This window comes from Candidatus Nitrosotenuis chungbukensis (assembly GCF_000685395.1).
Classification (GTDB): domain Archaea; phylum Thermoproteota; class Nitrososphaeria; order Nitrososphaerales; family Nitrosopumilaceae; genus Nitrosotenuis; species Nitrosotenuis chungbukensis.
Map to the genome: position 1 here is coordinate 47,951 of NZ_AVSQ01000003.1, position 19,002 is coordinate 66,952.

Annotated in this window: 20 protein-coding genes; 8 read left to right on the top strand and 12 right to left on the bottom strand. The window is 34.5% G+C overall.

The genetic code is table 11. The features are described 5' to 3' along the window. Nucleotides 1-8: 8 nt before the first annotated feature. From NKMY2_RS01245 to NKMY2_RS01255, 3 genes are read right to left on the bottom strand one after another with little or no spacing between them, the layout of a single operon-like run. Complete coding sequence (locus NKMY2_RS01245) at nucleotides 9-446, bottom strand: MaoC family dehydratase (protein WP_042683769.1); 438 nt, start codon at nucleotides 444-446, stop codon at nucleotides 9-11. Further along, nucleotides 439-678: an acyl carrier protein gene (locus tag NKMY2_RS01250; protein ID WP_042683770.1), complete on the bottom strand. Its 240-nt coding sequence runs from the start codon at nucleotides 676-678 to the stop codon at nucleotides 439-441. Before NKMY2_RS01250 ends, NKMY2_RS01245 begins: the two co-directional genes overlap by 8 nt. After that, complete coding sequence (locus tag NKMY2_RS01255) at nucleotides 678-2,432, bottom strand: HAD-IIIC family phosphatase (protein WP_042683772.1); 1,755 nt, start codon at nucleotides 2,430-2,432, stop codon at nucleotides 678-680. Before NKMY2_RS01255 ends, NKMY2_RS01250 begins: the two co-directional genes overlap by 1 nt. Before the next feature lie 115 nt (nucleotides 2,433-2,547). Between NKMY2_RS01255 and NKMY2_RS01260 the strand changes: the two genes are divergently transcribed. Both NKMY2_RS01260 and NKMY2_RS01265 read left to right on the top strand, forming a co-directional pair. Continuing rightward, nucleotides 2,548-3,078, top strand: a complete 531-nt coding sequence (locus NKMY2_RS01260) for an acyltransferase (RefSeq protein ID WP_042683774.1) — start codon at nucleotides 2,548-2,550, stop codon at nucleotides 3,076-3,078. 42 nt (nucleotides 3,079-3,120) lie between these two features. After that, a complete protein-coding gene (locus NKMY2_RS01265) occupies nucleotides 3,121-3,954 on the top strand; it encodes a polysaccharide deacetylase family protein (RefSeq protein WP_042683775.1) in 834 nt (277 codons plus the stop codon). A gap of 10 nt (nucleotides 3,955-3,964) precedes the next feature. On the opposite strand, the gene NKMY2_RS01270 is transcribed toward NKMY2_RS01265, so the two are convergent. Continuing rightward, nucleotides 3,965-4,903: an NAD-dependent epimerase/dehydratase family protein gene (locus tag NKMY2_RS01270; protein WP_042683776.1), complete on the bottom strand. Its 939-nt coding sequence runs from the start codon at nucleotides 4,901-4,903 to the stop codon at nucleotides 3,965-3,967. 84 nt (nucleotides 4,904-4,987) lie between these two features. On the opposite strand from NKMY2_RS01270, the gene NKMY2_RS01275 reads away from it, so the two are divergent. Continuing rightward, complete coding sequence (locus NKMY2_RS01275; RefSeq protein ID WP_042683777.1) at nucleotides 4,988-5,764, top strand: FkbM family methyltransferase; 777 nt, start codon at nucleotides 4,988-4,990, stop codon at nucleotides 5,762-5,764. 1 nt (nucleotide 5,765) lies between these two features. Here the strand turns inward: NKMY2_RS01275 and NKMY2_RS10140 are convergent, their stop codons facing one another. Further along, complete coding sequence (locus NKMY2_RS10140; RefSeq protein ID WP_052347440.1) at nucleotides 5,766-6,542, bottom strand: class I SAM-dependent methyltransferase; 777 nt, start codon at nucleotides 6,540-6,542, stop codon at nucleotides 5,766-5,768. A gap of 139 nt (nucleotides 6,543-6,681) precedes the next feature. Here NKMY2_RS10140 and NKMY2_RS01285 point away from each other — a divergent pair, with 139 nt between their 5' ends. From NKMY2_RS01285 to NKMY2_RS10145, 5 genes are all read left to right on the top strand, one after another. Then, a complete protein-coding gene (locus NKMY2_RS01285) occupies nucleotides 6,682-7,866 on the top strand; it encodes a glycosyltransferase family 4 protein (protein ID WP_042683779.1) in 1,185 nt (394 codons plus the stop codon). 27 nt (nucleotides 7,867-7,893) lie between these two features. Continuing rightward, a complete protein-coding gene (locus NKMY2_RS01290; RefSeq protein ID WP_052347441.1) occupies nucleotides 7,894-9,060 on the top strand; it encodes a DegT/DnrJ/EryC1/StrS family aminotransferase in 1,167 nt (388 codons plus the stop codon). Between the two features lie 97 nt (nucleotides 9,061-9,157). Next, complete coding sequence (locus tag NKMY2_RS01295; RefSeq protein ID WP_042683780.1) at nucleotides 9,158-10,042, top strand: glycosyltransferase family 2 protein; 885 nt, start codon at nucleotides 9,158-9,160, stop codon at nucleotides 10,040-10,042. A gap of 66 nt (nucleotides 10,043-10,108) precedes the next feature. After that, the gene (locus tag NKMY2_RS01300; RefSeq protein ID WP_052347442.1) at nucleotides 10,109-11,233 is read left to right on the top strand and encodes an oligosaccharide flippase family protein; all 1,125 of its coding nucleotides are present in this window, start codon (nucleotides 10,109-10,111) and stop codon (nucleotides 11,231-11,233) included. Nucleotides 11,234-11,551: 318 nt separating this feature from the next. Beyond that, a complete protein-coding gene (locus NKMY2_RS10145) occupies nucleotides 11,552-12,808 on the top strand; it encodes an ArnT family glycosyltransferase (RefSeq protein ID WP_157832409.1) in 1,257 nt (418 codons plus the stop codon). A gap of 143 nt (nucleotides 12,809-12,951) precedes the next feature. Here NKMY2_RS10145 and NKMY2_RS01310 read toward each other — a convergent pair whose 3' ends face one another. From NKMY2_RS01310 to NKMY2_RS01340, 7 genes are all read right to left on the bottom strand, one after another. Continuing rightward, nucleotides 12,952-13,719 (bottom strand): hypothetical protein, encoded by a 768-nt coding sequence (locus NKMY2_RS01310; protein WP_238549731.1) that lies wholly within the window; start codon nucleotides 13,717-13,719, stop codon nucleotides 12,952-12,954. A 340-nt stretch (nucleotides 13,720-14,059) separates the two neighbouring features. After that, a complete protein-coding gene (locus NKMY2_RS01315) occupies nucleotides 14,060-15,190 on the bottom strand; it encodes a hypothetical protein (RefSeq protein WP_042683783.1) in 1,131 nt (376 codons plus the stop codon). Between the two features lie 33 nt (nucleotides 15,191-15,223). Next, nucleotides 15,224-15,649: a GNAT family N-acetyltransferase gene (locus NKMY2_RS01320; protein WP_042683784.1), complete on the bottom strand. Its 426-nt coding sequence runs from the start codon at nucleotides 15,647-15,649 to the stop codon at nucleotides 15,224-15,226. Nucleotides 15,650-15,697: 48 nt separating this feature from the next. Further along, nucleotides 15,698-16,597 carry a hypothetical protein gene (locus NKMY2_RS01325; protein WP_157832411.1) on the bottom strand — a complete coding sequence of 300 codons (900 nt, stop codon included), beginning with the start codon at nucleotides 16,595-16,597 and terminating at the stop codon, nucleotides 15,698-15,700. Between the two features lie 121 nt (nucleotides 16,598-16,718). Beyond that, on the bottom strand, nucleotides 16,719-17,177 hold the full coding sequence (locus tag NKMY2_RS01330; protein ID WP_042683787.1) for a hypothetical protein: 459 nt from the start codon (nucleotides 17,175-17,177) through the stop codon (nucleotides 16,719-16,721). A gap of 74 nt (nucleotides 17,178-17,251) precedes the next feature. Next, nucleotides 17,252-18,238, bottom strand: coding sequence for a dTDP-glucose 4,6-dehydratase (gene rfbB / locus NKMY2_RS01335; protein WP_042683788.1), 987 nt, complete (start codon nucleotides 18,236-18,238; stop codon nucleotides 17,252-17,254). Between the two features lie 82 nt (nucleotides 18,239-18,320). After that, nucleotides 18,321-18,977 carry a class I SAM-dependent methyltransferase gene (locus NKMY2_RS01340; protein ID WP_157832412.1) on the bottom strand — a complete coding sequence of 219 codons (657 nt, stop codon included), beginning with the start codon at nucleotides 18,975-18,977 and terminating at the stop codon, nucleotides 18,321-18,323. Nucleotides 18,978-19,002 lie beyond the last annotated feature (25 nt).

Here is a 19,002-nt window from a genome sequence, read left to right on the forward strand (position 1 = left end):
ATAAAACACTATTCCGAGTCTTCTCGTACTATAACCTTGGCAAGTCCATCAACGAGACACTTTCCAAGCTGATTATATGCAGAGGTTTTGATCGTTATTATTTTTGTCGAGACACTCTTGTCAGTTACCTGTCCTTCAATTGTTACGATATCTCCCATAAAACAAGGCAATTGAAAGTTCAATGTTTGTGAAAAATACAATGCATTTTGACCAGGAAGATGCATTCCAACGAGTCTTGAGAAAAAAGATGCAAGCAGCATTCCATGACACACTCTTTTTCCAAACGAGGTTTTTGCTGCATATACTTGATCCATATGCAGTGGATTATAGTCGCCAGATATTTTAGCAAACCCATCCAGCATTGATTCGTCCATAGTAACGGTAAACTTTACTTTTTGACCAACTTCGATATCATCAAGTTTGTACGATGTAGGCTGCTCAGTCATTTAAAATTGCCCCGTGATTTTTGAGATGTCTTTTGATATCGGCTATTTTTTTTACGTCCATTGCTTCATTAATTGTAAACTTTACCTTGAATTCAGTCTCAAGCTCATAAAGCAGAACATAGCCCTTAAAAGATGTCCAATTCTCAATGGATTCAGGTCCTGATTCGTCATTAATAGTAGAAGATTGTACATTCATCACCTTTGCTACAAGATCATATAGTTTCTTTGACATTATTCAACACTAACCATGAGAAAGTCCGGAATTGTAAATTGTGTTTTTGACTGATAAATCCAATAATCTCCATCTTTTTGAAAGCCACAATTTGGTAAAAACTCCTCAATTGGTTTATTTTTTTGCGATGGAATAAATTGCGCTTTTATTCGCTCAATTTCATTTTCTTTTGCTTTATTTATGATGTATCCGAGGATTCCTTTTTCCACTTCTCTTCCCATGACTCTGCAGCTTAAAAGAAATGTGTCGATAAACCATTCTTTGGGATTTTCCTTGCGCACAATAAAGACTCCAGTAATACCATTGTCACCAAATTTATCTGTCACTTGTGCACACCCAACAACATACCTGTCATCTTCAGAGAGTTTTTTGATGTCGGATTCCTGATATCGTTTTGTTGTAAGGTTGAACTGATTTGTCTTTAATGTGAGTTGAGATATTCTTGGAATTGTAAACTCGTTGGCGTTTTTTATCAGTACTTTAAGATCTAAATTTTTCAGGAAACTTTCCAGATCTGGGGCAGACTGCTCAAGATCACTTCTTTTGCGCTGTTCAAGATACATTTTTCCTCGTTGTGCATCTTCATCCGTTATACTTAGAACACTAAACTCGTTCATTTTTTTAATGGTTTGTGCATATTGTGATGGGTCTTGCGGTAGATCAACGGTCAGAATTTGCGGCATGTTTATCCTCATATATTCCCGGTTTACTGGATCATCATCAAAAAACACCATGCTATCTGCTCCTATATTCAGCTCATTTGCAATTTCTTTCATGTTTGATACCTTGTCATTCCAGTTTATTCTAATTGATGCAAAATGTTCTTCTCTAAGAACCATGTACGGATGCTCTTTTATGACCTTCAGCGCCTCATCATAGTTGTTTTTGCTGTTTATTGCAAGAATTATTCCACGTTGATAAAGTGAAAGCAAGACTCGTTGGAATTCCAAATACGAGTTTCCGGGTGGCTCTGGTCCCAATCTAATTCCATTGAATCCATCTTCGCCTACTATTCCTCCCCACAGTGTATTATCCAAGTCCAATATGATGCATTTTTTTGAAAGGCCTAAGTGACCGACTACATATCCTATCAAATCATTTGCTAAATACGGGATGTAGTCAAGTGAGATTTTCATGTCGCCAAAGAGAAACTGCTTGTAATCAAAAATATTGTCTTCACCATACTGTGAAACAAACCCATTGAAATCGTAAATGTAAATAGAGTCAGAGTTTGCAAAAGAGTCAATCAACCTACTATTAAGATCTTCAATCATTTTATGTAAGCCATATTCAGTTTTTGTTTCAAATATTCCATGTGGTGAATATGTTGGAAGAGGAAAATTCGCTATAACCAATTTTGATTTTGTTTTACTGGTAAAAGCGTTAGCCAGATTTTGTATTTCTTTTACCTTTTTTTCGACAAAACTTCGTCTTTCTGATGCAGATATGGAATATGGGAAATGAAAAAGATTTCCTAAAATGTTTCTTGTATCTACGATCAAAAATGTGAGGTCGGGAGAAAATTTGTACACATTGCTTTCATGATTTAGAATTTCCTGGTTGTATTGATTATATCCACCCACGTATGTAATACAGTCAATATTTTTTTCTGCAGATTTTACTCGCATGGCTTCTTCAAGACCATTGATAGTAAAGCTGCAAAGAATCCCTATTCGTATTTTTTTCCCAAAAGTTCTTCCTGTAAGCTCGCTGGCTTTGTTGATATAATACGATAATTTTTGTTCAATGGTCATAATTCGCTGTATTGTGTTTTCTCAATAAGCATTTGTATTAATTATTTATTACGACTCAGGGCGATTCCTCAGAAAGGTTTTAGACAAAGAGTTCCACTTTATGCAATATATACTCATGAAAGATGAATTGGATGCTTTTTCTACAAATGAAGCAGAAATTTTGGAATATTATGGCCTGCAAGGAAGCTTTGGGAAGATAAGGCTACGACTCAAGTTTCTACGAATGTGGATATTACATTCTCTTGCATATTTATCACCAGATTCCGGCTTTGCGATTAAAATGCAACGATCCAGAGGAGTCAAAATAGGAAAAAATTGCCATTTATCACCATATGTTCTAATAGATTTACTGTATCCACAACTAGTAAAAATTGAGAACAATGTCACAATTGGTAGCAACACGTTGATTTTTGCACATTCCAATCCAACTGCAAATCTTTTTTTAAAAAAACAATATCCAAGAAAAATTGATCCTGTAAATATCAAATCGGGTGCAGTGTTATTCCCAGGATGCATAATAACTGCCGGTGTCACAATTGGCGAAAATTCGATGATAGGTGCAGGCAGTGTAGTTTCTGAAGATGTTCCAGATTATTGCGTTGCTGTAGGAAATCCGGCACGGGTAGTAAAAAAGATTGATCATTAGAATTTCGATTGGTCACATTATGATATTTTGTGGTGACATAAGTTGAATTTGTTAGGTATTGATTTTGAGGATTGGTTTCATCCAGAACTAATTCAGCGTCATATAACAGACAAAAACAACAAACCAACTGTAGTACAAGGCATAGACAAAATACTTGATTGGTTAAGAAAAAATGATACCTTTGCTACTTTTTTCACGGTTGGAGAGTTACTAGAATCAAAACCTGAATTGTTAGACAAAATACTGGGAAATGGACATGAGATTGCATTTCATACAATGCATCATACGAGGCTAGATGCACCAAATTTTAGAGAAAAATTTGATGAAGAGATCAAGAGGTTTGCGGATTTAACCAAAGGAAAGTCGCGCGGATTTAGAGCCCCAACCTTTTCAATGAGCCATTACACATCGTGGGCAATCGATATACTGGCTAAAAATAATTACCAATACGATAGCAGTATTGTTCCAGCAAAAACCAAGTTATACGGAATTGCTAATGCCGAAACAAAACCATACAAAATTTCAAGTGGGAAATTGGAAGGGGGCGATCCTGGCGGAAAAATATTAGAATTTCCTCTGCTCACTACAACAATATTTGGGAAAAGAATTCCGGCAGGAGGTGGGTTTTATCTAAGGTGTCTCCCATTAAGAATTATCAAAAAGGCAATTAGGAACTGTAACAAAGAGAATGCTCCTGCCACATTTTACATTCATTCGTGGGAGCTAACTCCCGAATTTATGCCCAAGATTCAACTACCTTTTGTGGATAGATTCATCACATATCATAATCTGGATAAGGCTTTTTTAAAAATGGACAAATTGATCAACGAGTTCAAATTTACATCATTTGAACGATTTATGGAACAAACATCGTAGATGTCTCGCATCACTTGTTTTGTGACGTAAAGTAGTCCAGAGTTTTCTTTATTCCTTCTTTTATTGGAGTCTTTATGTCCCACCCTAGAGATTTCAGCTTAGAATTGTCGACAAGGAAATTTCCAACATCGACTTTTTTGGTATACTGGGGCGATTCTACGTATTTTACTTGTGAATTAGTAAGATCTTTGAGCCAGTCTCCCAGTTCATAAAACCATGTCTTTGTTGCAGACGAGATCCAGTATATGTTTCCAGACTGCCCCTTTTGCATTAATGTCTTTATTGCAGACACTACATCTGAAACATAAACGATGTCTCTGAAAAAGTTCCCTTTGTCAAAAATTGTAATTTCTTCACCCTTGAATGCTTTGTATATTAAAAAATTGATTGCGTTTTTGTTTGCCACATATTGTTCTCTTGGGCCAAACGAATTGGTAATACGGAAAACTAGTGTGTCTGTTCCATACACATTATGGTAGATGGTACAATAATGTTCACTTGTCAGACGGTTTGCTCCATATATTGTAGTTGGATTACAAGGAGTCTCTTCGGTTACTGGAAGTTCGGTTGGACGTCCTATTACAATGAAAGTACTGCCTAGAATGAATCGACATTTGAGATTTAAGGTTCTGATTTTTTCCAGTATGAATAAGGTAGATTTTGCATTCACGTCTATGTCATACAATGGATTCTCAAATGATTTTGAGTGTGATGTTTCTCCTGCAAGATGTATTATCACATCAGGTTTATTTTTTTCAATGCTATTACCCAAACTGGCAAAATCGGTAACGTCTACTTTTTCCAGTGTCATTCTATCAAGAATGTGTGATATATTATCAAGTTTTGATTCATTTCTTGTTAGAGCAATTACTTGATGATTATCTCTTAGAAATTCATCACAAAGATGGCTTCCAATAAAACCTGCGCCGCCTGTAATCATGATTTTCATAAATGTAAACACGTTAACGGTTAGTTAAAAATTCATGTTCATCTTACGCTATCTATTTAATGAAATATGGTATACGATGCTTAGTTGAGTGCAAGTTTACTTGAAAAGGCAAGAATTTTGATCAAGGCCATCAAGACAATTAAAAATTGGCATCTTTATGTTGCATTATACCTTAACCTAGTCAAAAATGAGCATATTATTCTGGAAACAAGAAATGGTGTCAAGATAAAGCTCAGAGTAAATTCGACTGATCTCATGGCATTTACGCATGTGTGGCTGCTACATGAATATGGTAAGCCAGGTTTTGAAATAAGAGATGCCGACATTGTAATCGATGTTGGTGCACACATTGGCTTGTTTGCCTTGTTTTCATCTCAATTTTGCAAAAATGGAAAGATCTACTGTTTTGAACCAGTAAAAGAAAACTTTGATTTGTTAGAGATGAATTTGGAGATCAACAACATTAGAAACGTTGTTGCCACCAATGCAGCTGTTTCAACAAATACTGGTATTGTCACCATTTACTTGAATGAAGATGAATCGGGACATAGTATGCATGTTACAGGATCAAAACAGATACAGGCAAAATCACTTTCTTTGCAAGATGTTTTTGTTTCAAACAAATTAGAAAGATGCGACTTCCTAAAAATCGATTGCGAGGGAGAAGAATACAAAATAATTGATTCACTATCAACACAGTATTTTGATAAAATAAACAAGATGTGTATTGAGTATCATTTTGCAGATACCAGACCACAACTGCTACAAGACATGATTAAAAAACTAAGATTGTCATCATACATAGTAGATATAAGAAATATTTTACCCAGTATTGGCTTTTTGTACGCAAAGAAAAGATAATCTATGGTTTTTTTAGTATACCCAAAAATGACTTTTCATTTTGTGGCAATATGAAAGGCTCCAAACTCAATTTTGAGTAAAAATCGCTAAATGCGTTGTTTCCTGAAATGTCATCTGATATCAAAAAACCACCCTTGTTTACAAAAGGCCATGCCGTTTCAAATTCAAATTTCATATTTTTGTAGGTATGTAAGCTATCATGAAAAAACACATCCAGAGAACCCAGAGAGTACAAAGTATCTTTTAGCTTTTCTGATGAGGATCCAAAAACTAATCTCCAGTTTTCACAAAGATGCGACGGTATTGCAGAACCAATCATTTCTTCTGATTGCCATGGCGAAAATACAGAATCTATCGAATAAAGTGTGCCTTTTTTGTTTTCAAACAGTGCTTGTAAAATATACATGCTACTAAGTCCGTACGCGACGCCAGTTTCTACCACTATTTTTGGTTTTACGATTTTACATAAGGCATAAAGGAAAAGGCCACTGTTATTGTCAAGGGTATATTCTAATGGATATGGTTTTTTCTTTGAAGGGTATGATTCATTTTTTAATTTGTTAAAAAAATCACTAGCATGGACTTGTAGTCTGGCGGCGTCTTTCCTAAAATCTGCAATCGAGTATGAAGATTCTGGAAAAAGCGCTTTAATTATGTCATCAAGTTGTGATTTTTTTTCTGCATAATTGGACGCCGAGTGCTTGGAATCTTGCCAAGATTGGTATTTTGCTTGTAGTATTTGCCTACCTATCTTTGGATTTGCTATTGTGTAGGCCAAAAGACTGGCCAAAAATGACAGTTTATTCATCTCTATGATTTATTTTCCAAAGATGCAGTTTAGATAAAGTTGTTGGTAAAATGACAGTATTTGATAAAAAAGCAATTAAAACCAAGATCACAGACTAGATTGTATTCAAATGAAAGTAGCACTCACCTGTCCTGCATCGTTGCCTGCAACACAGTTTGGTGGAATTATGTTTCTTTGTGTAGATATTGCCAGAGAACTTGCAAAAAACGGTCATCGGGTCATCATATTTACCACAGATTTGGATTTTGCCAACAATGCAAATACATTCAATAGAGATCTCGCAAAAATAGAGTCCATTCACGGTTTTACAATAAATCGCGCCCATGTCTGGCTTTCATACCAGCTGTTCTATGTTAACCCGGGAATGTATTTTGAGATGAAAAAAGAAAAGGTGGACATAATTCATACAATAGGAATCAGAAGTTTTCAATCACTTGTTGCCGCATTGATATCAAAAAAATATAAAATTCCATTAGTAATATCAGATCAGGGAGGGCTTAACACCCACCCAGACCTGCAAAAAAATAGTCTAATGAAAAAAATTATGTACAAGATACAAGTCCCCATAATAAGTTTTATAGTGAATCAGGCAACAAAGATCATTGTTCCAAATGAATATGAAAAAGAAATATTTTCCAAATATACTACAAGCAAAAAAATTGAAGTTGTCAGAAATGGCATTAGTCTAGATGAAATATATCAAAGTAAGATAGATTTTAGGGACAAATATAAAGTAAAAAATAATTTTATCCTATTTCTTGGTAGATTCAACAAGGTCAAAGGAATAGATGTTTTATTACAAGCGTGGGCGTCAATCAAGGACAACATAGAGAGCGATACAAAACTTGTGATAATGGGAGTGAATTTTGGTTTCGAGTCAGAAATGTACAAATTGATAGAAGAATTAAAAATTAAAGATAGTGTAATTGTAATCACAAAACCTCCAAGAGAAGATGTTTTGGCAGCATATTCAGCGTGCCAGTTTTTGGTATTGCCATCAAGATGGGAACTTTCACCGCTAACTCCTCTTGAAGGATTTGCATTTAAAAAACCAACGATAAGTACGACGGCACATGGAATACCATACACAATCAAAGATGGTGAGAATGCAATTTTAGTAGAACCTGAAAATCACAAGCAATTAGCAGAAGCCATTTTAAAACTACTGAAAAATGAAGAATTGAGACTTGCATACGGTAATGCTGGATATAGCATGGTTCAACAAGTTTGTAATTCAAAAACAATGTCAGAAAACATTCTGAGAGTTTACCAGCAAGCTCTCACAGATAGTTAATAAGATCATTTCTTTATCTCAGAGAGTATGAAAGCACGTGACATATCCAAATCAGAAAGTAATGTGCCTTTTTTTGTGCCTTGGATAACTAAGGAAGATAAAAAAGCAATAACAGACGCATTAAACTCTCATTTACTTACCGACGGTCCGAAATTACGCCAGTTTGAATCTGCTTTTGCAAAACTTACAGGCGCTAAATATGCCATAGGGGTATCAAATGCTACTGCTGCCCTACATTTGTCTATTAAGGCACTCGGAATTGGAAAAGGAGATGAAGTAATTGTTCCAGACATGACATTTGTAGCTACTGCAAATGCAGTTGTACTAAGTGGAGCAGTGCCGGTTTTTGCAGATGTAGAAAAAGAAACCATGAATATTTCAATTGATTCAATCAAAAAAAAGATTAACCCGAGGACAAAAGCAATTCTTCCTGTTCATTTTGCAGGAAAGGTCTGCGACATAGTCACAATATCTAGGATTGCAAGAGAAAATAATGTTGCAGTAATTGAGGATTGCGCTCATGCGATAGGAGCGCAATATGATGGAAAACACGTTGGAAATTTTGGTAGTACGGGTTGTTTTAGCTTCTATCCGACTAAGAATATTACTACTATTGAGGGTGGCATGATTATAACTAATTCCAAAAAAATCGCAGAGTATGTCATGTCAGCAAGAAACCACGGATTAACAAAAACATTGGTACAAAGATATGCCAGTGGAAAGCCTTGGGATTATGACATGATAGAATCAGGTTATAACTACAGATTAGATGAAATAAGATCAGCCTTAGGATTAAGCCAGATTAAGAGGATAAAAAAATTAAATGCGTTAAGAAAAAAAGTTTTTGAATATTACAATAAGAGATTGAAACATGTTAGTGGGTTGATAACTCCGCATTCTTCAGCAAGCAATGACCATGCATATCACTTGTACATAATGAGAGTAGAAAGAAATGGCAATATTTCAAGAGATAAATTATTTAGTCAATTACTACAGTATGGGATTAAGACCACCGTTCATTACAAACCACTACATGAGTTTACTGCCTTCAATAAATTTAAGAGCAGTAAAGATGAAATGAAAAATTCAAAACAGTTGTACGAGGAGATAATCTCTCTGCCATTCTATCCAAACATGCCAAAAAAGCAGCAGGATTTTGTCATTGATTGCATAATAAAAATAATGAATTCTTGACAGATTGCAATATAATGCATAAAAATTACAAATTTGACATGTAAATTAGTCTATAACTTTAATATTCGTTGTTTTTTGAAAACAGTGCAGAAAAAATTTGAAGATAGTAATAGGCTTACCGGCATATAATGAAGAAAAAAACATAGCTTCGATCATCACTCAGTTAAAGGAAGTAAGCACACAGATTATTGTTTGTAATGATGGCTCCTCTGATCAGACTGGAGCTATTGCTGAGGCCATGGGAGTAATAGTTGTAAATCATGCAAAAAACATTGGCTATGGTGCTGCCATCAAGAGTTTATTTACAAAATTTATGGATCTTGATGCAGATATTCTAGTAACTTTTGATGCAGATGGTCAGCATAGAATTGAAGATATCAAAATAGTAACTGAGCCGCTAATAAAAGACGAAGCAGATGTGGTTATTGGTTCAAGATTTCTTGATGCAGATGATCAAGACATGCCAGCATATAGGAAAATAGGCATAAAGACGATAACAAATCTCACAAATGTTTCTACAGACATCAAGCTAACTGATTCTCAAAGTGGATTCAGAGCATATGCAAGAAAGGTGTTATCGGATATAATGCCATCAGAACACGGCATGGGAGTATCTACAGAGATTCTAATTAAAGCAAGCAAAAAGGGATTTAGAATAAAGGAAGTTCCAATCAAAATTTTGTATCAGGGAGACACATCCACTCATCACCCAGTTTCTCATGGAGTATCAGTGATCCTAAGTACAATGAAGTTTGTATCAATAGAACATCCCTTAAAGTTCTATGGTGTACCTGGATTGTGTTTTCTGGTAATTGGACTTTTTTTCGTGGTGTGGACCATACAATACTTTACAGAGTTTGGCGTATTTCCACCTGTCTTAGCACTAATCGCAATAGGCTCAACGCTGTTTGGCTTGATGTTTCTAATGACTGCAGTAATGCTTTATTCGCTAGTCAACGTTGTAAGAGAGAAAAATAGCTAGTTATCTCACATGGAACAATATCTGTAAATTATGAATTCTTGGGATAATATTAGAAATTTTTCAGGATTGAGGGGTTTAACAATAATTGGTACCACGGATGTCATAGGCAACGCCATTTCAGCAGTTTTTTGGCTTTACTTGGCTTCATTATTGGGGACAGAAAACTATGGACAGTTAAGCTATTTTTTGGCAATTGCCGGAATAGCATCAACACTGTCGCTCACCGGGGCTGGAAACACCCTGATAGTGTACACCGCAAAAAATGTAAGATTGGAATCCTCCGTTTATTTTATTTCGTTAGTTTTGGCAGCCGTGGCAATGCTGATTCTTTTTGCCATTTTTTCTAATTATGGAATTAGTGCATATGTGTTAGGTGCGATTGTTTTTGGATTGGCGGGTGCTGAGATATTAGGGAAAAAACTCTACAAAAGCTACTCAAAGTATCTCATCGCCCAGCGCATACTGATGATAGGTCTATCAGTTGGATTTTACCATTTGATTGGTTTGAACGGAATAATTCTTGGTCTTGGGCTCGCATTTCTTGTTTATCTTCCTCGAATTTACGTGGGATTTAAAGAAACAAAGATTGATTTCTCATTGCTAAAAGAACGAGCCGGATTCATCACTCACAATTACATACTGAATTTGTCAGGCGCCTTTAGTGGCCAGCTTGACAAGTTGATTATAGCTCCACTACTAGGTTTTGCAATACTTGGAAACTATCAGTTGGGAATACAGCTGCTTTCCATTCTGGAGATGCTGCCGGGCATAATTTTCAAATTTATCCTACCACAAGATGCAGCAGGCAATTCCAACAAAAAGCTCAAAAAAATTACAATTTTACTATCGGTAGGAATGGCAGTACTCGGAATAACCCTATCGCCAATAGTAATCCCAACGTTCTTTCCTAAATTTATAGACGCCATACAGGTATTTCAAATAGTTAGCCTATCCATAATCCCCTCTACCATAAACATGACTTTTGTTTCAAAGTTTCTAGGGATGGAAAAAAGTAAGTTTGTGCTAATATCCTCAGGAACGTATCTTGTTACACAAGTCACACTAATTCTGATTTTAGGAGACATTTATGGAATAAATGGAATAGCCACAGCGTTTGTTATTTCAGTTTGTATTCAAACCATTTCATTTTTCATCATTGATAGAATCACTCAAAGAAAAAATTCGCCGTAGACAATAATAAGCAGATTTAATGTTCGGAAAGTGGATGGAACTAAATTGAGCACGGTAAAAATGGAAAGATTGGAGGACTCGCGTAAGAGCATCATACTATACCTCACCATAATAGGTGCAGCCGGGCTATCTCTAAGGTTAGTTTATTTTCCATACGATGTACCCATCACACTTGACGCAGTATCATACTTCTGGTATGCAATAGATACGAATGTTCTAGGCCACTTTCCAGACAACTACAATTTTCCCAATACCGGTTGGCCTACTCTTTTGTCGTTTTTCTTTACGGTTTTTCATTCTGATAATTTTATGGACTACATGACATTACAGAGACTGATTAGCGTTTCAGTATCAGTATCAACCATAATACCCGTCTATTTGATTTGTAGAAAATTTTTTAATAAACAAATTGCATTACTGGGAGCCGCAGTTTTTGTGTTAGAGCCACACACGGTACAAAATTCTCTAATTGGCATATCTGATCCGCTATACATTTTCTTAATTGCCCTCTCTTTTGCATTTCTACATAGTAATAATCAGAAAATCGTTTATCTTTCATTTGCCATGGGTGCGCTAGCCAGTCTTACAAGATACGAGGGGTTGTTGTTCTTTGGTGTACTGACAGTTGTTTTTTTTACAAGATACAGAAAAGAGAGAAGAGTTCTTGCCAAATACGCAATTGCATGTAGTATTTTTATCGTTGTTCTATTGCCTTCTTTGTATCTAAGAATACAAAGTACTGGAGATGACGGACTGACTAGTCATGTTGTCAGCGGAGTCTTAGTTGCCAATAGCATCGCAATAAATGAGGAGAACGGATTATCGCAGTTTATCATTTCTGGATCTGAGAGCTTTATTAAATATCTAGGATGGATAATGATCCCATATTTTGTAGTTCTTGTTCCATATGGTGTTTTTTTGATTGTCAAACATCGTCATCATAGAAAGATGTCATTATTTCTTTCTATGATTGTTTTATCGCTGCCCGCATTTTATGCATACGCACGTCAGATACAAGAACCAAGATATCTGCTAGTTCTTATTCCGTTTTTTTCGGTTTTATCATTATTTTTGCTAGAAAAGATCTGGAAAAGAGACCGCAGTTACAAAGTTATCTTAATCGTTATTTTAGCAGGAATCCTTATCTCATCCACAATATTTTTGGAATTAAAGAAAATCGATATTGAGCACGAAAAGGAAGCGTATGCTGTTGCACAAGAGGTTGTTAAAAGTGCCAACGTTGTCAACAGCTATTATCCAGAATCAAAGTTTCTCAAAGCAGCTAGCATCACAAACAAGGAATTTCCATCATTAAGCAGTTCTGTTGTACCGCCATTAACGGTTTCTACAGACGGTTTTAGTTATTTAGAAGAGTTTATTGAAAGTAACAAAAAATCAGGATTAACAGGGTTGATTATCGACAATAATGAGCAAAGACCAGATTTCTTAAAAGATGTTTACCTACACGAGGAAAAATACCCTTATCTGATCAAAACATACGACTCTGCTCATTATGGATATGGATATCATGTAAAAATATTCAAAATTGACTATGAACAATTTAGCTACAAGTAATCAGATTGCATTTTTGTGCATCAGCATATCACAACATTTTAAAATTAAAAATAAAATGTGTGGTACATATTGATTAAATATCTTAGAAACAACTGTAAAAAAAAATATTCAGTATTATTCAATTAAGAAAATAATTAAAGTATCTATTTTTTATTGTTCAAAGTTTTTTTATAGTTATCATTAATTTGTTTAATTAAATCCAGTGTTTTGTCATGCATTAAATCCAGATTTGGGAGAACGCAGTGTCCTCCTATGAACCCAGGAAACATCTTGGGCCGGTTGCCTAGGAATTTATGAATCTCATCAGAAAAAGTCCACATCTCATCATAATTGACTTTGTGTTCTACCGCTATCATGTTAGTTAATTGGGCATAATTAATCAGCCATCCATAGTATGAAGTGTCTATGAGTATTTTTGCAAGCTCAAGTGTCAATGGTGTTGACATTCTTTTTGTTTTAATTCCCGCTTTTTTCATTCTATTTGAATATGTTTTGATTACCCATTTTGCATTAGGAGCCCAATCATAAACTGAATAGAATTTTGTATAACGCTGCAGGTCTTTGATCATTCGTTTGTGAACGCCTCTTGTAGCACTGTAAATAACAGGTATGGTAAGCGCTTTTTGTATGTGTTCTGTTGTGTAAGGTTTGATTGTACTGTGAATAACTATCCCCTGAGGATTCTTTTCTTTTACAGTCTTGATCACTATGCTCTCAAAATTATCAGTGTATGGAATACAAAAGTGGATTAATGATATAGGATTATCTTTGACTGTTTCATAATGTTTCTGATCCATTTTTTGGGGGTCTATATCAAAACCTATTGCCTGGATTGATTTTTTAAGTACTTTAAGTATAGGAATGCCAATTTCTCCCAACCCCATTACAAGATCATAATGTTTTGAAGTCAACATAGATCAGTCTTATGTTGACATATATCAATTTACAATTACAACGACATCAGATCGTAGCTAAGGGGATAATGGATGAAAATTCGTGATTCTAACACAGATGGTTAATAAGTAAATTTTACTTTCTCCGTTTAAGACGTAAGGTAGCGTTATGTATCAGACTCAAAAATCAAAATGTTATTTTTTCACCACGTATAACATGAGAGGGCAAGAGATGTTAATGATGTAAAAAACTTGGATTATCCATAAGGGAGATAATCTCGTTTCCGCCCTATCCAAATATGCCTAAAAAATAGCAAGTGTGTCATTGATCCAATAAAGAATAATTGACAGAAAAAGACTAACTAGCATCCATCATTTGGATTATCTTATCAAGCGAAATCGAAGATATCGAATGGTATTGATTATTTTCATCTATAAATATGGAAAAGTTGCCTTTGCCGAGCTGCGATAAAATGCCTTGTATTTCATCTTCATAAGTTTTGTATTGATCACCAGATAAACAGCAGGGATCATATTTGTTAAAGATTTGTAGTTGTTCTCTTCCATCTCCGTATGAAGCCATTATGTATTGATCCAAATAATTGGCTATCATATAGAATTTCGGTACGGTTTGTTCATAATCACCCATATTTTTTGGATTATTGAATCGCAAAAACATTGGAGCCGTTCCTGCTACCGGAAAGCTTTTTTCTATTCTGGGATCTATAGCCGAATACACTCCTGTCGTCCATCCACCTCCAGATATGCCCATCATGTAATAGTGCTCAAAATCATATTGTTGATCTAAATAGTTAAGCGATGATGATACTGGTTCAATAAAGAATTTGAGGGGTGAAAAATTCTCAGTTTCCAAGAATTGCAAGTCGTTATGATAAACAAGTTTGAATTTACCAAAATGTTCCGACTCGATTACAGGATTAGTATTTTGTCCTGTCAGAGGCATCGAAAATGCTAGAACCGAATATTTGTTCTGCAGTAGTGTCCGAATTGTTTCTTTACCTTTAACAAAGTCGCCATCATGACCTTGATGATAAACGACAAGCTTGTTGTTACCGTCCTTGGCCAAAAATAGATAAGGATAAGAATTTACTCCATACTCCATAAGAATTGAAAATCTATCTATACGTTCTAAATTTTCCATGTCAGAATATCTGTCATCGACTATGTTTGATTCTATACTGTCCGGAATTTTAGTAAGAAATGTTTCGTTATCTTTAAAGACATAATTAATTAATTTAGCACGTTTTTCGAGGATATCTTGTTCGCTTGTAATGTGAATTATTGACGCTATATCAAATTCAACGTATGTATCAAGTATTGGATAGTCATCTTCTTTGCCTTGTAACTTATCGAACAGTACATTTAAAATTTCATAAGGAGGAATTTTGAAAGTGCCAACAATAATTCCGTAAGAAAAAGAGCTGATAACAATTAAGAATAATAATAAAATAATTTTTTTTTGTAACAATATTAAGATGATTTGTGCCTAGGATAAAAAGTATTAGTCCAGTTCTTTTTCAAACCAGTACATTTTTAATTTATAATTATTTTTTTCAAAAAGTTGTTTACTGTTTAGATTATCTGCTCTTACTGAGCCTCTGAGTTTTTTTATATTCAATTTTTTGGCTTCGTTTTCAAGTAGTTGCAACATTTTAGTACCAACCCCCTTATTTTGATATTCTTTTACAACCAAGATATTAATTTCTAAGTCTAGAATTCGTATGTAACCTACCACATTATTATCCATTATCGCCATCCACTGATGAAAATGTGGATTTGTCAGTTGTTTTTCCATGTATTCATAATGCTCTTTCTTTGTAAGAGGCCTATCTTGAAGAATAAACGATCCGAGATAGAATTGATTTCGTAAATCTAGAATAATATCCCAATCATCTCTAGTACAGGATCGAAGATGTATGTTCATCATTGGATAAAAAGATCAGACAGATATATTGATTTTTTATGTCTGAATAAATCACTTAAATTCTTTTATTAATTCAACTAGCGATTCAATGCCCTTATCATTGTTAAAATTTTTCATCGCGTGATCCCTTCCAAGATTGGCCATTTCTTTCCATTTTGGATTATTAATATCAGACAGATATTCTTGGAATTTTTCTTTATAGTTTTTTTCATTGATAAATATTGCATTTTCGCCATCTCTATAACCTAAATTTTTTCCATAATTTTTGTCTGTTATTTCCATGAATGTGAGGCATCCCGCCGCAGGCATTTCAAAGTATTTCATAGTATAGATATCAGTAGTGGCAGCTATTGCTGTAGCGTATTTCTGAAGTAATAATGGGTACTTGTCGCCAACATATTCATGCCCAAGCGTTGTGGTATAATCAACATATGGAAGGCTATTGCACATAGTTCTTAGTTTGTAGTGTTTGATTGGGTCTCCCTCCCCTTTTGTCAGTTTGGCAAATATACGATTGGTAAGTTTGGTGCTTGCAACTGCACCAGAATTCAGAATTTTATCTTTTATTCTCTCTTCAAAAGGAATAACATTTTGATATAATGATGGTTCGACACCATATAAAATGCACTTGTAGTTGAAGTTTTTTGGATAATACTTGTAAAAAAAATCCGAGGCATATGTTCCAAAATATCCATCTATTTTGTATTTTTCTTGGCTTGCTTTTACATCATATTTGGTTGCATCCCACGGATCACCAATTTTGACAATCACCGGTATATTCGAATTTTTTATTCCTAACAACTCGTCTGGAACACAGTTTGCCCAGAAGTTTTGATCTTCATAGAGCAGAATTGCATCTGTTTTATCTCGAATTTTATCAACATCAAAGCCTTTGTCACATAAATAATATTGTACATCAACATCTTTGTTACGCGTAAGTGCTTTTAACAACAAATTTCTGTGCTGAGTAAAAAAATTATGTTCTGATAACCCTAAACAGTCTTTATAGATAAACGCGACTTGAATTTTTCTTTCCAACAGTATTTGTAGATTACGAGCAAACCAAGATAAACTAATCTAATTTCATGGTCTTTTTTGTAGAATGAGTTCTTAGTTCACTTTTTAGCTTTGAAATTCGATTAATTTCTTCATCTGTTAATTTTTCATTTTGTGATATCTTTGTCAATAATTCCAATATCTCTACACATAATGGTATAGTTATTTCTGAATTTTGGAGTATCCGTTTGAAATGAGGATTTGTTTCAATAGTAATATCAGCTTCGGCTTTGAACCCTTCAGTTTTTTTGTAATGAAGATATCCTATAAGAGTCAGCACAGGTAATACAATTAGTGCACCAATAGCCGCATACTGGGTAAATGTGGGGAATAATTCCTTTAGTGAGGGCATTTTTTCTATTGCTAAATAGTACGTAACTGTTAGCGTATTTACTGCTCCAAGTATGAAAGCAAAGTATGTACTCCAGCCAGTTCTAAAATAATACCATGAACGAAAAATAAGTCCTTTTTTCATATGATGATGATTTTAGTTTTCGTATATCAATATTAAGTAGCTAGGCAACTTTTGGCATTGATTGGTTTCATTAATCAGGACTTCCATTGGTAACCGTCAAGAATTTTTAGGTCAAATCCAGACCACCAGTTCTTGTTGTTAAGATACCAGTTAACAGTATCAGTCAAGCCTTGTTCAAAATCTATCTTTGGTTTCCATTGCATAGTGTTTTGAATTTTAGTTGAATCCATACTATATCGGTCATCATGTCCTGGACGGTTCTCGGCAAACTCAAAATTATCAGATGGTTTTCCCATTATCGATAATATTTTTTTTACCACAGTTAATACATCATATTCATTTTGTGCCGCAATATTGTATTTTTCGCCATCAATGCCATCATGAATTAATGTGGAGATAGCACTGCAATGATCATCTACATGAATCCAATCTCGCATTCCTTTTCCATTATTATAAATTGGAATTTTTTTATCATGATATGCTAAGATGATTGTTTTTGGGATTAGTTTTTCAATAAATTGTCTTGGACCGTAATTATTTGTACATCTGGTAATTATTGCTTTTACACCATAAGTAATTATGTATGAATTTACTAATAATTCGGCAGAAGCTTTTGATGAGGAATAAGGACTGGAGGGATTCAGTTTAGAATCCTCTATTGCGCTACCAGATTTTAAATTACCAAATACTTCGTCGGTGGAAATCTGAATGAGTCTTTTTTTATGCTTTTTTAATAATTCTAATATTGTAAAAACACCAATTATGTTGGAATCAATAAACGGTTTCGCGTTAGCAATACTTCTGTCAACGTGGGACTCGGCAGCAAAATTAATTATTTGATCACAGTCTCGAATTAATTTTTCCATTACAACCTGATCCGTTATGTTTCCTTTAACGAATCTATAGTTGTCGGAATTCTCTATTTCTGTCAGATTAAGTCTGTTTGAACCTGGAAGTTCATCATCAACGTTTACTATTTTGTAATTTGGATAATTTTTTAGAATATGCAGAATAAAGTTACTTCCGATAAACCCAAGACCTCCAGTTACCAGTAATTTCATAACAGGCTCAAATTTCCCTTCATTATTTAATCTTGTTTAATGTAAGATGTTTGGTAATTTAATTTAGGTAACACTGCATAATTTATTTTTGTAGAATAAACTGGTTATTTTTTATTTGTATTAATTTAATTAAACCAGCATTAACAAACTCGTCGACTGCTTTTTTAACGCCTCCTTCACACCATCCGCCATCATAATAATCATCTCCAGCTATTATTCCGCCATCTTTTACTTTTTTAATACAGAGAATTAGATCTTTTTTTACAAACTCATAGAGATGATTTCCATCTATGTATACCCAGTCAAAATAATTATCTTCAAACATAGAAAGAATTTTTTCCGAGGGGCCTCTATTGATAATTATTTTGTCTTTCCTAATTTCGTTTTTGAATCTATTTCGAACATTCTCATATTTTTCGTCCATCATTTTTTGACTAGGAACGTTCTCACGCCCGTATGGTGTAGCATCATAGAATTCATCACTTTCAAACTTCCAAGGATCAATTAGATGAAGTTTGTTGGGCATTACAATTTCAAGAATTCTTTCGGAAAAGTCTCCGTCATTAACCCCTATTTCAGCACCGGTGGAAAATTTAGGTAATATCTGTAATAAGAAATCGCGCGATGTGGAAGATTGTGAGTGTAGTCTATCATGCAGTTTGTTGCCCAGTTTTGTATTTAATAAAACTCCATATCCATTACGTCCAACGATACATTTGATTAATTTCTTTAGCAACATGCCCAATAACGAGAACAGTTAATGC

Bases quoted from the DNA above. Each gene is read 5' to 3' on its own strand.
- NKMY2_RS01245 (WP_042683769.1), bottom strand. From the start codon at position 446: ATGACTGAGCAGCCTACATCGTACAAACTTGATGATATCGAAGTTGGT.
- NKMY2_RS01250 (WP_042683770.1), bottom strand. From the start codon at position 678: ATGTCAAAGAAACTATATGATCTTGTAGCAAAGGTGATGAATGTACAA.
- NKMY2_RS01255 (WP_042683772.1), bottom strand. From the start codon at position 2,432: ATGACCATTGAACAAAAATTATCGTATTATATCAACAAAGCCAGCGAG.
- NKMY2_RS01260 (WP_042683774.1), top strand. From the start codon at position 2,548: ATGAAAGATGAATTGGATGCTTTTTCTACAAATGAAGCAGAAATTTTG.
- NKMY2_RS01270 (WP_042683776.1), bottom strand. From the start codon at position 4,903: ATGAAAATCATGATTACAGGCGGCGCAGGTTTTATTGGAAGCCATCTT.
- NKMY2_RS01285 (WP_042683779.1), top strand. From the start codon at position 6,682: ATGAAAGTAGCACTCACCTGTCCTGCATCGTTGCCTGCAACACAGTTT.
- NKMY2_RS01290 (WP_052347441.1), top strand. From the start codon at position 7,894: ATGAAAGCACGTGACATATCCAAATCAGAAAGTAATGTGCCTTTTTTT.
- NKMY2_RS10145 (WP_157832409.1), top strand. From the start codon at position 11,552: ATGACATTACAGAGACTGATTAGCGTTTCAGTATCAGTATCAACCATA.
- NKMY2_RS01320 (WP_042683784.1), bottom strand. From the start codon at position 15,649: ATGATGAACATACATCTTCGATCCTGTACTAGAGATGATTGGGATATT.
- NKMY2_RS01330 (WP_042683787.1), bottom strand. From the start codon at position 17,177: ATGAAAAAAGGACTTATTTTTCGTTCATGGTATTATTTTAGAACTGGC.
- rfbB (WP_042683788.1), bottom strand. From the start codon at position 18,238: ATGAAATTACTGGTAACTGGAGGTCTTGGGTTTATCGGAAGTAACTTT.
- NKMY2_RS01340 (WP_157832412.1), bottom strand. From the start codon at position 18,977: ATGTTGCTAAAGAAATTAATCAAATGTATCGTTGGACGTAATGGATAT.